Consider the following 14,050-nt stretch of genomic DNA (forward strand, 5'->3'; position numbering starts at 1 on the left):
GCACGCCACAATGCGGCTGTTACGGCTTACCGTGATACCCATCCCAATAGGTCGCGATCGCCCCCTCCAGCAGCAGCTTGCTGCGTTTCTCTGGCTGATCTGCCTCGTATTCGTGGTTAATAAAAGCGCTTTTCTGCGTAACGGGAATGAACGGCCCCTCTTGGTCCGTGGCACCGTCCTGAGCCTGGGTAAAACTTGCCACACGCTGCTGTGCCTGCTCTGCCGTCAGGCCGGCCACCCGGTCTTGTTTCCCGAGGTCGTAAAATTGGCTAAGGAACTTTTCCATCCGCCGGGCATTGTCCGTCGTTAATGGCTGGGTGTTCGGATCAAAATGGAGGCCGGCTAACTGATAAGCCATATGGCGTGCATGTTGACTGACGCTGGTTTGTGGCCCTGAACAGGCCGAGAGCAGTAACACACCCACCAGCACCGACGGAAGGAGAGGTTTTGGCATCATTTAATATATATCCCTATAAAAATGTGTGCCGGAATATACAGGTAAGGGGTAACCGCAGTAAATCGATAAGATTTCTCTCTCAGGGCGCAGCGATTGCCGGGCGCTTTTTGAACGTCTCAGACAGCGCGCCCGCCATATCAGAGAACCACACTGTTCAGGCTTATGCCAGTGACCCTGACCAAATAAGCCATCAGCTACTGTCGAAAGCGCCCCCCAGGCGCGTTTTTTGTGTCTGAACATTATCTAATGCTATGTTATATAAAGCATTTTTTCTCATGGTCTGGATATTGCACGGATTTAAACAGTTGATAATAGAAGGACACCCCCATGCCGCTGCTTTACCAGAATCCTGTCATCCATTCTGATTACGCCGATCCCGATGTTATTCGCACCGGCGATGATTTCTGGATGGTTGCGTCCAGTTTCCACCAACTGCCGGGTTTACCGCTTCTCCACTCACGCGATCTTATTCACTGGCAGCTTGTTAATCATATTGTGAAGCGTCTGCCTTCGCCGGAATACGATACGCCCCAGCCGGGGAAAGGTATCTGGGCACCCAGTATTCGCTACCATGATGGGCTATTTTGGGTTTTTTACAGTTTGCCGGACAACGGCATTTATGTGACTCAGGCGCGTGATCCGCTGGGCGACTGGAGTGAACCGCATTGCCTGGCGGCAGAGCCAGGTTGGATTGATCCATGCCCATTCTGGGATGACGATGGCCGGGCGTGGCTGGTGCATGCTTTTGCCTTCAGCCGCAGCGGTGTGAAAAATAAACTTCAGCTGCTGGAAATGACGCCGGATGCCCGCCGTTTGTTAGACGGTGGCTGTATTATTTTCGACGGTACGTTATCGCATCCAACCCTGGAGGGGCCGAAGCTGTATAAGCGTGAAGGCGAATATTGGTTATTTGCTCCGGCGGGCGGCGTGAAGCGCGGCTGGCAAACGGTGATGCGTTCGCCGACGCTGCTCGGCCCGTGGCACAGTCGTGACGTTTTGCATCAGGGCCGCTCGGCGGTGAATGGACCACATCAGGGTGCTTGGGTGGAGCTGAAAAACGGTGAGAGCTGGTTTTTCCACTTTCAGGATAAGGGGGTTTACGGGCGTATTATTCATCTTCAGCCGCTGCGCTGGATGGCGGATGGGTGGCCGCAGATTGGCGAGCCGTTGGATCACGACGGCACGGGTCAGCCGGTGTTCAGCCATAAGCTGCCTGCGCTGCCGCTTTCGCCCTGTCGTCTACAAACCAGCGATGATTTTGCAGAGGGGAGGCCTGGGCTACAGTGGCAATGGCAGGCAAATCCGCAGCCGTCCTGGCTGGCCACTCATCAAAATGGGCTGGCGCTATCGTGCGTGCCAACGTTGGAAAGCACATCGCTTTACCATCTCCCACAACTCCTTCTCCAGTTGTTTCCTGCGGAACGTTTTTCCGTGCGTACCACGGTGTCACTGACCGAAGGGCAAAATGGGGATGAGGCGGGCGTGATGGTGTATGGCCAACGTTTTGCCGCTCTGCGCGTGGTCAGGGAAGCGCACGGCGTGCAACTCTATTTCAGCAATGGATGGGTTGACGATCGCGGTGAATGGCATCATGGCGCATTACCCATCACGACGCTGGAAGGCGGAACCTCCGTAAATCTTGGTTTTGATGTGGGGTATGACGGTATCGTTCATTTTGGTTATGGCGCAGTCGAGGGAGAGTGGCAGAGCGTGGTGCCGGCGTTCTCAGCGGGGGCTGGAAAATGGATTGGTGCGCGCATGGGCATTTATGCGCGGGGCCGCCATGAAGGCCAGAACGGCTGTGCGAAATTTGCCGCTTTTACCGTCGCCATAAAACAGTAACGTGGGGACGAAGATGTATAAGCTCGTGGTACTCGATCTGGATGGTACGCTGCTCACCACCGATAAAAAGATAACGGACAGAACGAAAAAGGTTATTTGGCATCTGGCTGCGCAGGGCGTAATTATTGCCCTGGCTTCCGGTAGGACGATGTCGGGCATCCGGGGCGTTATTGATGAACTGTCTCTGAAGAGTGAAAGTTTATATGTTATCGCCTGTAATGGTGCGCAGGTCTGGAGTGAATCAACGCAACATTTTATTGCCAACCAATGTTTATCGGTTGACGATGTCCGTTTTATCCGGCAATGGGGTAGGTTAATCGGAATGGCATGTTACACCCAACACGCGGGTGAACTGGTGGTGGAAGACAATCCGGATATTCCTCTGAATGCGCGGCACTATAGTCGCCTGGGTATTCATGTTACCACTGACACTTTATTGCTGGATATGCCGGTACCCAAGGTGATGTTTATTGAAGATCAATTTTCGATAGACTTGCTTGCTCAGCAGGTACCGGCTGACATAATTAAACGGTATCAATGCGTCAGAAGCGAGCCTCATTATTATGAGGTGATGGCAATGGGGGTCAATAAAGGAGAGGCATGCCGCATTCTGGCGGCATATCTGGGCATAGCATCCGTTAATATTCTGGCATTGGGCAATGAACTGAATGATTGTGAAATGCTTCGCTACGCCGGAAAAGGTATTGCCATGGGGAATGCCTCGGAGGTGGTACAACGCTGTGCGGATGATATTACAGCCAGCAACGATGAAGAGGGGGTGGCGAAAGCCATTACACGTTTCTGTCTTAATTAGCCATAAGCGCAGGGGCAGTCATGCTGCCCCTCTGGTTCTGTGATTAATCCAGGTAGTAACGAATACCCAGCCGGAAACGGACCTGATTATCGTGGTTCTGGTCCTGATCGAGCCAGGCCACTTCTGCATAGGGCATCCAGTGTTTATCCATTCGATAGCGGGCGACAATACTTGGCTCCCAGTGCGTCTTCTGTCCATTAGCCGCGTTGAAATCGTTGGTATTAACGAAGAATTCTGGATTCAACTGTAGCCACAGTTTATCGGTCGCCTGATAATTGAGGAACAGGTCAAACTGGTGACTGTCGTTATAATCCATTTTCCCATTATAATCCGGTTCTTTATGTGTCATATGGTTATAACGATAGCGCGAACTAAAGCTAATCGTCTTGCTTATTTTATAATCCAGACTGACATAGGGGGCTAATTTTGTGCCGTTACTGTCTATATCCGTTAAGCCTCCCGGGGTCAGTGACCAACGCGCGTTTAATGGAATCGGGTACCAACCTTCAAATTCCTGAAAGGAACTCTTCATCTGATCAAAATCTTGCCCCAGGTCGTACATGGCGGAAGCCAGTACGCCTGCGCCATTATCAAAAATATGGCCCAGGCCAATCTTATATTGGTTTTTTTCTGAAGCGGTAGTGTGTGCATATCTATTATCAACCCAGGTGGCGGCGGCTATTGCATTTAATGTCAGGCAGGATAATGGTAACCCGATGATCAGTGCGTGTAATTTCTTCATTTTAATTCCCGTGAGGCGATAAAGTTCTCGATAACACAATCTAGAAAAAGAGATAAGTGTCGTCATTAAAAAAGCAAAGAACATGCCAGAAATTAAAATTCATAAATAACAAAGCATTACTCATCATGCTTAAACATAAAATATAAACTGTCGACAATAAATAAGAAATTTAATACTCAGCATTGATTTTATAAACACTAACTGCGATGGGCATCACAGTCCGTGTGATATATCAAACAGTAAAGGCTGGCCCGTTAACCAGCGTTGAAATTCATCAATAACACAATTTGCCAGACGGCGGGTTTCATTATTTAGTGCTCCGGCAATGTGGCTGGTTAATTGTACGTTGGGAAGCGTATAAAGGGCGGAGTCCGCTTCAGGCGGCTCCGGTTTGGTCACATCGAGCAGAGCCGTCAGGTCGGGCCGCTCTTTCAACACCTGAATCAGTTCGGATTCGTTTACCTGTCGTCCACGGCCAGTATTAATAAATACGGCCCCCTGGCGCATGCGGCGAAAAAGATCGCCATTCAGTACACCAATATTATCTTCGCGGTTAGGCAAGTGGTTGCTGATGACCCAGCTGCTGGCAAACGCATCTTCCAGTGAAAGGGTGCGCTTTTCGGGGCGTGACGGTACGACGACAACGTCCAGGCAGAAAGGGTGCAGCAGTTTTTGTAATTCCTGAGAAATAGCGCCGGCGCCAATCAGCGCTACCTGTTCCTGGTAATTACCGGGTGCAAAATGATGGTTTGCCAATGCTGAAAAATGCTCGGGGCCGCAATATTCCCGTTGATTGCGAAAATAGCCCTTACAGCCCAATAAGATTTGCGCCAGGCAAAATTCAGCCACCGGAATGGCATTGGCGCGCCAGGCGCTGACCACTTTTATACCGCGCGCGAGATAGGGGGCCGAGAAGTAATCGGTCGCACCAGCGGCATAAAAAATCACTTTTAAGTGCGGTAAACGATCCAGTTGCGCCTCATTGAGCGTAAACATCCCCCAGGTTGAAAAAAGAAACTCAACCTCGGCCAGTTCGCCAAGATGGTGGTCAATATTGTCCGGGGTGAGTAACGTTGGGCAGAGATTGCAGCGTGCAGAGATTTCAGCGAGATGAAACGGTTGATAAACGTGATGGAACTTCTCCGGCTGAGCAGAGAGCAGGGCAGCATGCCAGGCCATATACACTCCAGGCAAGGGCGCCCTGATACCAGGACGCCCTGCAACGATTAGACTATGCCAACGGCCGCGGCAGCGAATCCGAGCACAATAAGCAGAATTAATACTCTGTTAGGGCTGACTTTTTTATTCAGCAACTTCAGGCAGCCAAGCACCAGCAGCAGCGGAATGAGCCCGACGCAGATTTTGTCGAGAATGTCCTGCAGTATGAACGGTTGGCCGGCGATGGTGGTTTTAAAGGTGGTGGTAAATTTCACCATGCTGGCGCTCATCGCGCCCACCATCATCAGGCCCATTATCGCCGAGGCTTTGGTGATGCAGGAGAGCAGCCCCGACTGTGTCGCCTCCGCAATGTACTTCGAACCCAGGCGGTAACCCATAACCCCGCCGTAATAGCGCAGCAGGTAACTAGGAACGTTGTAAATCAGCAGGAACAGCAGCGGCCCCAGCAGATTCCCCTGCGAAGCAAGACCGATGGCGATACCAGTGGCAATAATGCGCAGCACACCATAGAAGAACGAGTCGCCGACTCCGGCAAAGGGCCCCATCAGCGCCACTTTGATCCCGTTGATGCTGGAGGTGTCAAAGTTAGGGTTTGCGGCGTTTTCTTCCTCCATCGACAGCGTCAAACCCATGATGAAGGGTGCCAGATGCTGGTTGGTGTTGAAGAATTGGCTATTGCGCTTCAGCGACTCCAGGTAACGGTGCGGATCGCCGGCGTAGATTTTCTTCAGCATAGGTGCCAGCGCCCAGCCGTAGCTCAAGCCTTCCATCCGGGTAAAGTTCATCGAACCCAGCAGCGGGAACTGGCGGATAAACAGCTGACGAAACAGTTTTTTCTCGCTTTTTTCATCGCTATACGCAACGACATCTTTGTTTTGGATATCAGTCATTGAAGAACCCATCCTTATCATCAACCGACGCAGACGTGGCGGTGGCGGTTTGTTTGTTCGCTTTAAGCTGATTGAATTCGTTGAAGCACAGGTAGATCGCAATAGACGCCGCGATAATGGCGATGCCCATGATAGGCAGTTGCAGGTAGGCGGCCATCGCAAAGCCGATAAAGAAGAACGCGGCGATATTTCGGTTCCACAAGGCTTTCAACAGGATGGCAAAGCCCAGCGCAGGCAGAATGCCACCAACGGCGGTCATCCCGCGCATGACCGTGCCAGGAATGCTCTCTACCAGGCTGCGGATCACATCGGTACCGAACAGCACCCCGAAGAAGGCAATGAGCGCAAATGGCACGCCGTAGAAGAAGGTCATCCCTAACGTCAGCCCCAACGCCGCGCGATCGTGGCCCTGCTCCAGCAACGCGTCATACTTCTCGACCAGCGCGGTATAGACCAGCTTCAAAACCTGATAAACAAAAACCGCCAGCAGGCTGATAGGCAGCGCCAGTGCCACGGCGACCGGCGGTTCAGCATGCGTGAGGAGGGTAAAGGCGGTGGCCAGTACCGACCCCACAGCCAGATCGGCCGGCACCGAACCGCCGATAGTAATAGTGCCAAGGAATATCAGCTCCAGCGCGGCGCCGATAATAATGCCCTGTTGCAAATCGCCGAGCACCAGCCCAACCAACGCGCCACAAATGAGCGGGCGTTCGATCAGCGGTTGACCCAGCGTATGGTCGGCGGTTTTGACCAAAAACATCACCAGCGCGACAAGCAGTGCAGACGTTAACATAGCGACCTCGTTTAGCTAGCAGCGTTATCCAGCATCTCAATCAGGTTTTTTACCGGATGAGATGGCAGTACCTGGTATTCCACCTTCACGCCGCGCGCGGCGATGGCATGAAAATCAGCAACATCTTCCGGCGTAACGTATACGGTGTCGCTAATGCGTTTTTTCGCCGCCAGATTGTCGGTAATGCGCCCAAAGTTAGCGACGTTCAGGGTTTTTATGCCCTCAGCTTGTTCAACCAGACGGCGCGCGTCGGCGGCATTGTTGACGATCACCATAATTTTCATGGCCCCGGAGCGCGGGTCGTTGAGGATTTCGGCCGCGTCTTTGATTGTCATAATCGCGCACTTCGCGGTATCGGGGGCCGCCATGCGCAGCGACATTTTCTGCACTTCGTTATCCACGATCTGGTCGTTGGCGACCAGTATACGGTTCACGTCGAGGTGCTTGGTCCAGACTACGGCGACCTGGCCGTGAATCAGGCGATCGTCAATTCGTACTAAAGAAATCATGTGCAGCTCCAGTTAGCAAAAGTAGGGTGTCCAGACGCGGGAAAGGCGAACCAAGGCTTCGAAATAGAAATAATCGCCCCAGAGGTTAGGTTCGTTAATGCCCATGTTGCGGCCAAAGTTATACACGCCCTCACGCAGCAGGCCGTCCTGTGTGTGGGCAAAATAGCGCTCACGTAAATTACGCATTATCAGTTCGATGGCGTTGCCGTAAGCAGGACGCAGCGGGTCGGTCAGCGGCAGCAACGTCATTAGCTCCGCGAGACCGCAGACGGCGACCGCGGCGGCGGAGGTGTCGCGCAGGGCGTTGTCCTGCGGGGTGAATATCAGATCCCAGTAGCAGACAAAATCTTCCGGCAGTCTGTTGAGAAAATAGTGCGTCAGCTTCCGTGCCAGCTCCGGCTGTGCGGTATCGCCGGTATGGCGGAACCCCAGTGCAAAACCGTAAATTCCCCAGGCCTGGCCACGCGCCCAGCAGGAGCTATCGCTAAACCCCTGATGGGTATCGCCCCGCAGCGGCTGGCCGCTGTGTACGTCCATATAGAATGTGTGGAAGCTGGAAGCGTCCTCGCGAACCAGATAGCGTGCAGCCTGCGCCAGATGACGCGTAGCAGCTTCACGCCACGCGGCGTTGCCGGTTTCGTTGGCGGCCCAGAACAGCAGCGGGACGTTAAGATTGCAGTCGATGATCATGCGCCCCTGGCGCGCCGGGTCGTTGAGATCGCCCCAGGCCTGAATCACGCCTGCCGTCTCGTTAAAGCGGCGGTACAGCAGTTCAGCGGCGCGGAGCGCCAGACCACGGGCGCGAAGGTTACCGGTAAGCTTCCAGGCATTTACGCAGGAGAGTAGATAGAGAAAACCCAGATCGTGGGTATCGACTTTAATCTGCTTATCAAGACGCTCCTCAAAGCTATCGAGCAGGCTTTCCGCCACTGTGCGGTACTTGTCATCACCGGTCACTTCCCAGGCCAGCCAGAGCATGCCGGTCCAGAATCCCTCGGTCCAGTCGACTTTCTCTACTGCCGGGTAGCGGCCATCCGTTGCGCTGGCCGCCGGGAAGGTGGTGGTAAAACGCGGCAGCATGGCGTCAACTTTGGTGAGCACTTCGCCGAGTGCTTCGCTCAGCCAGCGTGAGTCCAGCCCCGGCAGCGGCGCAAGATAGCGGCGGCCAAGCGTTTCCAGCGCAACGGTCATGCGTTTTTCTCCATGGCAAAAAAATCGTCGATATCGTCATCAACCGCTGGCTGTGCGGCCTGGCGTGCGGCGATAATTTCCGGCTGATCATTCATGTATTGCATCGCGCTGCCGGCTGCGGCGACGGCGTCCTGGATACGTGATGGAGTATCCGTATGTTCCGAGAGGCAAAACTCCATCAACATGATGAGATTGGCCCCGCTAATGACATGGGCATGCGGGTACTTCACCAGCATCTGCACGGCGGTGTTGTTGACGCTGCCGCCGGGCATATCAGTGAACAACACCAGCTCTTTCCCCCGGCTGGCCGCCTGCTGTGCGATGGCATCGAAGCGCACTGCCAGCTCGGCCGTAGAGCCAATCTCGCCGCAGTAGGCGCAGATTGGCTCTACGCCGTGATCGTCGCCAACCAGCAGATTCAGCGCCGAGATAACCCCTTCCGCGTAACGACCATGGGTTGCGATATACATCTCTCGCATTTCACATTCCTTCCTTTTTCCGATATCTGTTGAGATTATTGCAACCGCCGTGCCATTTTTTATTTAATTGATTTAAAACGGAAATAATGTAGTGTCTGGATGTATTGATAGTGTTGGGAACGGGGGTGAAGGGAGTGTCGAAGTGTCTGCCAGCCCGTGCTGGCAGAGCGTTTAATTGGATGGGTCGGCGGCAATCCACGGTTCCATGATTTCATAAATCATCAGCACTTCAGTGAGCGGTAGTGTGATGTTGTACTTACGGTTGAGTGCCTGGAAGAAGGTGTCATGTACAGCGACAAAAGCCTGCTGATCCAGCGTGAGTTCCGCCTCTTCGCGATGACGGACGCCGTTGTTAACCATGACGCGTTCAATCATCAGCGCGATATGCATAAACAGGTTAATACGCAGGTAGCTTTCAAAATGAATTTTGTAGAACGCCTCGTACTGCTTAATGACGGCCTCCACCTCGTCGATAATTACCACCGGGTTGAGGAAGTTCAGGCGGCTGGCGACGCCCTCAACGGTAAACAATTTCACCACTTCGTCGACCATCGGCTCCAGCCCGCCCTCCATCAGCAGGCCGTTAAAGTAGTCGCGCTTCAGCACCTGGGTTTTTTCTTTGATCAGCTGTTCAACGCTAATCAGCGGGATATAGCCCGTCTCCATATCCGTGGTGGTGATGATAAGCCGCGTGCCGTTCAACGCCAGGTCGGCACGGGCGATTTTCCACTTCAGATCGTCATATTCCATCGTGAGGATGTCGATTTCTTCCTGCACCAGATAGCGCTGTACAATGTCTTTCAGCTTGCGGGAAATCCCTTCGCCGGAAATGCAGGAGATGATGATTTTATTGCCCGGCAACATGCCGGCGTAATAGCGCGTTTCTACGTCATAAGCCCCTTTTGCGCCCTCAATAATCGCCTCCATCGGCAGCTTATCCTGGATTTTTGCCGCGATATCCAGCGCCATAGCGGTACTGACATTGTTAATCACCAAAAGCTCGCCGTGCAGATGCAGCTTAATTTCTTCGTAGATCTCCTTGAGCGACCCCATGTCGACCAGGATGATCAGCCCAGCCCCTTGCTTGAGTCGCGACAGATGCGCAATCAGCAGATCAATAATCTCGCGCGTGGAGGTAGCGTTGGGCATATCAAAGGCTTTGAAGTAGTAACCGCCGGTCAACTGATTGGCAATACCGGCGATGCTGGAGGCAGTCGAGCGCCCGTGTGAGACGATAATGCCCTGGATGGGTGAATCTTCTCTGGCCAGCGAATGGAAGGTGCAGCTCAGTAACGGTAACAACAGCGGCAAAGGCGTGTTGACCACATGTTTCGCCAGCAGACTCATACACTCTTCCGCCAGCAGGCGTGCCTTCCCGGAGACATAATCGGCAATAGTCTGTAGCTCATCAACTTGTTCAGCATGTATCGGCGTGTGGAGCGCGTAGGTCACGCATAGCCAGATAGCCTTGCGGATTTCCTGCCCGCAGGGCACGCCGGTCAGATTCTCCAGCTCATTGACGGCGTGCATGGTGTTCTGCCATAGGTAGCCGCTATACAGCGTCTCCTGAGAGACGACGCCGTTCACGGTGGTGAGCAGGTGTTCAATTTTCCGATTCAGCAGCATGATGTTGCCGCTATGGCAAAACTCGCGAAAAACGACGTCGTCATGCATTGCTTTAGGCAGCAGCGCGTGGATATCCGGCCCGCTTGCCTGTTTACCGGCTGAAACAACCAGCGTTTCCCCAGCTGGATGCGTGCCGTGTAGCGTGATGACGTCTGCTTCACGGTTATCGCTCCACGCGCTGGCACACATCACTTTGATCTGATTTTTCAGCTCGCCAATATTGCCGCGCACCGGTGAGGAAACAAGTTGGTGCATGAGTTGATTATCCAGGTGAATATCCCTGCGCAGGCTTATCGCCTCCTGACGCAGAAACAGGTTCACCTGAGCAATCCGCTCGGTCAGAGGGCGGGAAATGAAATTAGGCAGCATCACCCGAACCGGAATACGACGGCGGAAGGTATTGAGCAGCACCGTCTCTATATTTTCCGTGGTGGCAAAGATAAAACGCAGCGATGCCGGGTGGCGGGTGCGGTTATCGCCCAGACGGTAGAAATAGCCTTTATCCATAAACAGGAACAGCTTCTCTTGATTCTCCGCAGACAGGCGATGCACTTCATCCAGGAACAGAAACCCGCCGTCGGCGTCGTCAAACGCGCCGCGCTTATCGCGATCGGCACCGGTGAACGCTCCGCGGGTATAGCCGAAAAGCGTGGCGGAAAGCAGCTCGGGGTTATTAGCATAATCGGCGCAGTTAAGCTCAACGAAGGGTTTATCGGCGGCGATAACACCGCGTTCCAGAGCGTACTGGTAGATAAGTGAGGCGAGGTGGCTTTTACCTACGCCGCTTTCCCCCGAGAGTAAAATCGGTAAGCCGTCTCCCGGGTAGTCTACCGCCGAGCGGCACAGCGCGACGGCGTCGGCCAGGCTGCCTTGCGCGCCGATCAAATGCATAAAGGCATCGGCCATTTTCGACACTAACCGGGACGGAGGTGACGTGGGGGCGCCGTTACGCTGTACAAAGAAGCGTACCGGCCGGGTATTTTCCTTACTCAGGCGACCATCGTCGCAGAGCCTGTTCAGATAATGGCTGATCACACTACGATTCACCTGCATGAAGTCCGCACAATCCGGGGCTGTGAATCCAGTAGGGCTTTCTGCATAATGGGTCAGTATTTTATGGAACAGTTTTTCTTTTGCTGACAGCGCCATTTTTCAATGTCCTGCATAGAGTAGAAAATAGCGTCGAAATAAATTAGACACTAGACACTAATATTATTTTTAGACACTCAATACTTTCCTCGCTTATTCAGAAAAGTAAAACCTTGTTTTAATTAGAGTGTGATCGTGATCAATCATTGTTATAAGATTGCGTTTAGGGAAAAGAAAATCTGTAGGTGAACAATTTTTTAATCAGAAGTCATCTCTTTATACCGATTCTGGATATGACGAATTTGCGACGGCCTGTAGCCAGTTACATCAGCAGTTTCCTTTTTTGATATAGCGCTTTCTGGTGCCGCTCTTGATCCGCCTGTTTGCCACGATATTTACCTGATGTAAGCGCCCATTTTCCCGATAATAGCCGGCCCTCGTTCCTCAACGATCCGCGCCATATCTAACTTTATATAATAGGACTTATATAAAGTTATCATCATGCCACCTCTGTTTATGCCTGATTCGTTTCGCGATAGCAGTTAAAACGGTGATTTTTTGCGCTGAAAACCGGCAATTGCGCTACGTGAAATCTGCAAGGCCTGGCCCCTGATGGTTCCGTAGATTTCACGTAGCGACACCGGATTAAGCGGCGAAAAAACAGGCAGGCGTAACGCAGGCGTTAATTATCGTGACGTTGTCACGCTTTCGCTCAGGGTTCGAAATAGTGTTCCCGCTGTTTGATGGTCCGGCACATGACGCCTTTCAGCCATTCTGTTGCTTTGCGTGTTCCGCTGCGCCTGTGCGAATAGATTTTGACGGTAAACCTGGGCACCTCGAAAGGCAGCCTGAACCGCGTGACGCCTGTGGTCTGTTCCAGTTTAGCCGCGACAAAAGAGGGAACCGCCATCAGCAAATCACTCTCCGCGATGATAAAGGGCGCGCCCAGCATAGAAGGCGTTTTCAGGGTGATATGGCGTTTAAGCCCCAGGCGCGCCAGGTGCCGATCCAGCATTCCCTGCTTTTCATTCCACGGTGTCACCACCAGATGCCCGGCTGCAAGGTACTCTTCCAGGCTCAGGCTGCGCCGGCGGCAGTGGCTGATGACGATAAATTCATCGCTGAATAAATCCGTCTCCACCAGATCAGGATCGCTCAGCCCGCCCGGCTCACTGAAACTCAGCGCCAGGTCGATTTCACCGGCGAGTAACTCAGTCAGCGCCGGGTTGTGCGGCAGATAGCGGAGTTCAAAACGCAAATGCGGCGCGGCGTGTTGCAGTTCCTGCATCAGCCCTGGGAAAACACAAAAGGCGGTGTAATCCGTGATGGCGATACGGAAACAATCGTGGCTCGTCAGCGGATCAAAGGGCTGAACCGGCGAGAGCTGCTGGTTCAGCGTCGTTAACGCCTCAGCCACAAAGGGGGCCAGTTCACACGCATATACGCTTGGGCACATGCGGTGGCCCTCCCGGTAAAAAAGCGGGTCATTCAAAAAAAGCCGTAAGCGTGATAACGCATGGCTCAATGCGGAGGTGCTCATCGAAAGCTCAGCGGCTGCCAGCCGGACGGAACGGTGGCGGAAAACCGCATCGAAAATGGGTAAGAGGTTTAAATCAAGCCGCCGCAGCACATGATGCATAGCATTCACCTTTCGTTGAGAGTATTGCACTTAATTCATCGGACAATAACGATTATGCTGGTCAGCTTCAACAGGCTTAAAAAAGCGAGTCCCCATGAATGTGATGATCCGGCAGGCGCACCCCGATGACGCAGACGCTATCTACACCATGATCAGCGAGTTATCGATGTATGAGTGCATCCCGCAGGCGTCAGGGACGAGCGTTGAATCGATCCGGAACGCGCTTTTTGGTCAGGGAAGCACAAATGACGCGTTTATTTGCGAGGTGGATGAGGTTATTGCCGGTTACGCTGTCACGTCCAGCAGTTACTCTACCTGGTTGGATCGCCGCGGCCTGTACATGGAAGACATGTATTTCACGCCCCCTTACCGTGACCGCGAAGCAGGCCAGGCGATGCTGCACTATATTGCGCAGTATGCCGTGAAACACCAGTACAGCCGTCTTGAGTGGGGCGCGCTCAGCTGGAACCAGACAGCGAAAGCGTTTTACCTCAGCATCGGCGCGCTGCCGCTGGATGAATGGGTGCGTTACCGGCTGGATGGGCCGATGCTGCACCGGTTTGCTGAAAACAGCCTGTTCCGACATGCCTGACACCCTGCCGCCATTAACCTTTATCATCGCCGATCCTGTGGCGAACGCCTCTTGCCCTTCCTTTGACATCACCCGGCGCTGACCCGGCGGCCCGGCAAAATCCCCTCACAGTACAAACTCTCTTTTTTATCTCTTTTATATTACCCGCGTACCTGTTCAGAACGCAGCGAAGGCGCATGGCCGCCTTTCCCGGCTGACTCCTCAACGT

General features: G+C 53.2%; 13 protein-coding genes and 1 pseudogene. 3 read left to right on the forward strand and 11 right to left on the reverse strand.

Annotated features, from left to right (window positions below):
* Positions 1–19: 19 nt before the first annotated feature.
* Entirely contained in the window at positions 20–457 is a 438-nt protein-coding gene (locus CYR52_RS11465; RefSeq protein WP_101828617.1) for an Exc2 family lipoprotein, read from the reverse strand.
* Between the two features lie 327 nt (positions 458–784).
* On the opposite strand from CYR52_RS11465, the gene CYR52_RS11470 reads away from it, so the two are divergent.
* Together CYR52_RS11470 and CYR52_RS11475 are read left to right on the forward strand one after the other, a co-directional pair.
* Entirely contained in the window at positions 785–2,299 is a 1,515-nt protein-coding gene (locus CYR52_RS11470) for a glycoside hydrolase family 43 protein (protein WP_072932366.1), read from the forward strand.
* A gap of 13 nt (positions 2,300–2,312) precedes the next feature.
* Positions 2,313–3,113, forward strand: coding sequence for a Cof-type HAD-IIB family hydrolase (locus CYR52_RS11475; protein WP_146001340.1), 801 nt, complete (start codon positions 2,313–2,315; stop codon positions 3,111–3,113).
* 43 nt (positions 3,114–3,156) lie between these two features.
* Here the strand turns inward: CYR52_RS11475 and CYR52_RS11480 are convergent, their stop codons facing one another.
* The 10 genes and pseudogenes from CYR52_RS11480 to CYR52_RS11525 form a co-directional block, all read right to left on the reverse strand.
* Positions 3,157–3,855, reverse strand: a complete 699-nt coding sequence (locus CYR52_RS11480; RefSeq protein WP_072932362.1) for an oligogalacturonate-specific porin KdgM family protein — start codon at positions 3,853–3,855, stop codon at positions 3,157–3,159.
* 213 nt (positions 3,856–4,068) lie between these two features.
* Positions 4,069–5,034: a hydroxyacid dehydrogenase gene (locus CYR52_RS11485; RefSeq protein ID WP_072932360.1), complete on the reverse strand. Its 966-nt coding sequence runs from the start codon at positions 5,032–5,034 to the stop codon at positions 4,069–4,071.
* A gap of 47 nt (positions 5,035–5,081) precedes the next feature.
* A complete protein-coding gene (locus CYR52_RS11490) occupies positions 5,082–5,924 on the reverse strand; it encodes a PTS system mannose/fructose/sorbose family transporter subunit IID (RefSeq protein ID WP_072932358.1) in 843 nt (280 codons plus the stop codon).
* Positions 5,917–6,717 (reverse strand): PTS mannose/fructose/sorbose/N-acetylgalactosamine transporter subunit IIC, encoded by an 801-nt coding sequence (locus tag CYR52_RS11495; RefSeq protein ID WP_072932356.1) that lies wholly within the window; start codon positions 6,715–6,717, stop codon positions 5,917–5,919. The genes CYR52_RS11490 and CYR52_RS11495 overlap by 8 nt, the downstream gene beginning before the upstream one ends.
* Positions 6,718–6,728: 11 nt before the next feature.
* Positions 6,729–7,226, reverse strand: a complete 498-nt coding sequence (locus CYR52_RS11500; protein WP_072932354.1) for a PTS sugar transporter subunit IIB — start codon at positions 7,224–7,226, stop codon at positions 6,729–6,731.
* 12 nt (positions 7,227–7,238) lie between these two features.
* Complete coding sequence (locus CYR52_RS11505) at positions 7,239–8,417, reverse strand: glycoside hydrolase family 88 protein (protein ID WP_072932352.1); 1,179 nt, start codon at positions 8,415–8,417, stop codon at positions 7,239–7,241.
* The gene (locus CYR52_RS11510) at positions 8,414–8,896 is read right to left on the reverse strand and encodes a PTS sugar transporter subunit IIA (protein ID WP_072932350.1); all 483 of its coding nucleotides are present in this window, start codon (positions 8,894–8,896) and stop codon (positions 8,414–8,416) included. Before CYR52_RS11510 ends, CYR52_RS11505 begins: the two co-directional genes overlap by 4 nt.
* Positions 8,897–9,067: 171 nt before the next feature.
* Complete coding sequence (locus CYR52_RS11515; RefSeq protein WP_072932347.1) at positions 9,068–11,671, reverse strand: sigma 54-interacting transcriptional regulator; 2,604 nt, start codon at positions 11,669–11,671, stop codon at positions 9,068–9,070.
* Positions 11,672–11,868: 197 nt separating this feature from the next.
* Positions 11,869–12,023, reverse strand: a pseudogene (locus tag CYR52_RS22915) (recombinase family protein); the annotation flags it as partial.
* Between the two features lie 300 nt (positions 12,024–12,323).
* A complete protein-coding gene (locus tag CYR52_RS11525; protein WP_072932344.1) occupies positions 12,324–13,250 on the reverse strand; it encodes a LysR family transcriptional regulator in 927 nt (308 codons plus the stop codon).
* Positions 13,251–13,344: 94 nt separating this feature from the next.
* On the opposite strand from CYR52_RS11525, the gene CYR52_RS11530 reads away from it, so the two are divergent.
* Positions 13,345–13,842 (forward strand): GNAT family N-acetyltransferase, encoded by a 498-nt coding sequence (locus CYR52_RS11530; RefSeq protein WP_072932343.1) that lies wholly within the window; start codon positions 13,345–13,347, stop codon positions 13,840–13,842.
* Positions 13,843–14,050 lie beyond the last annotated feature (208 nt).

Origin of the sequence: Chimaeribacter arupi (assembly GCF_002858805.1) — a bacterium.
In the GTDB taxonomy this organism is placed as follows: Bacteria; Pseudomonadota; Gammaproteobacteria; order Enterobacterales; family Enterobacteriaceae; genus Chimaeribacter; species Chimaeribacter arupi.

Bases quoted from the DNA above. Each gene is read 5' to 3' on its own strand.
- CYR52_RS11465 (WP_101828617.1), bottom strand. From the start codon at position 457: ATGATGCCAAAACCTCTCCTTCCGTCGGTGCTGGTGGGTGTGTTACTG.
- CYR52_RS11470 (WP_072932366.1), top strand. From the start codon at position 785: ATGCCGCTGCTTTACCAGAATCCTGTCATCCATTCTGATTACGCCGAT.
- CYR52_RS11475 (WP_146001340.1), top strand. From the start codon at position 2,313: ATGTATAAGCTCGTGGTACTCGATCTGGATGGTACGCTGCTCACCACC.
- CYR52_RS11480 (WP_072932362.1), bottom strand. From the start codon at position 3,855: ATGAAGAAATTACACGCACTGATCATCGGGTTACCATTATCCTGCCTG.
- CYR52_RS11485 (WP_072932360.1), bottom strand. From the start codon at position 5,034: ATGGCCTGGCATGCTGCCCTGCTCTCTGCTCAGCCGGAGAAGTTCCAT.
- CYR52_RS11490 (WP_072932358.1), bottom strand. From the start codon at position 5,924: ATGACTGATATCCAAAACAAAGATGTCGTTGCGTATAGCGATGAAAAA.
- CYR52_RS11495 (WP_072932356.1), bottom strand. From the start codon at position 6,717: ATGTTAACGTCTGCACTGCTTGTCGCGCTGGTGATGTTTTTGGTCAAA.
- CYR52_RS11500 (WP_072932354.1), bottom strand. From the start codon at position 7,226: ATGATTTCTTTAGTACGAATTGACGATCGCCTGATTCACGGCCAGGTC.
- CYR52_RS11505 (WP_072932352.1), bottom strand. From the start codon at position 8,417: ATGACCGTTGCGCTGGAAACGCTTGGCCGCCGCTATCTTGCGCCGCTG.
- CYR52_RS11510 (WP_072932350.1), bottom strand. From the start codon at position 8,896: ATGCGAGAGATGTATATCGCAACCCATGGTCGTTACGCGGAAGGGGTT.
- CYR52_RS11515 (WP_072932347.1), bottom strand. From the start codon at position 11,671: ATGGCGCTGTCAGCAAAAGAAAAACTGTTCCATAAAATACTGACCCAT.
- CYR52_RS11525 (WP_072932344.1), bottom strand. From the start codon at position 13,250: ATGCATCATGTGCTGCGGCGGCTTGATTTAAACCTCTTACCCATTTTC.
- CYR52_RS11530 (WP_072932343.1), top strand. From the start codon at position 13,345: ATGAATGTGATGATCCGGCAGGCGCACCCCGATGACGCAGACGCTATC.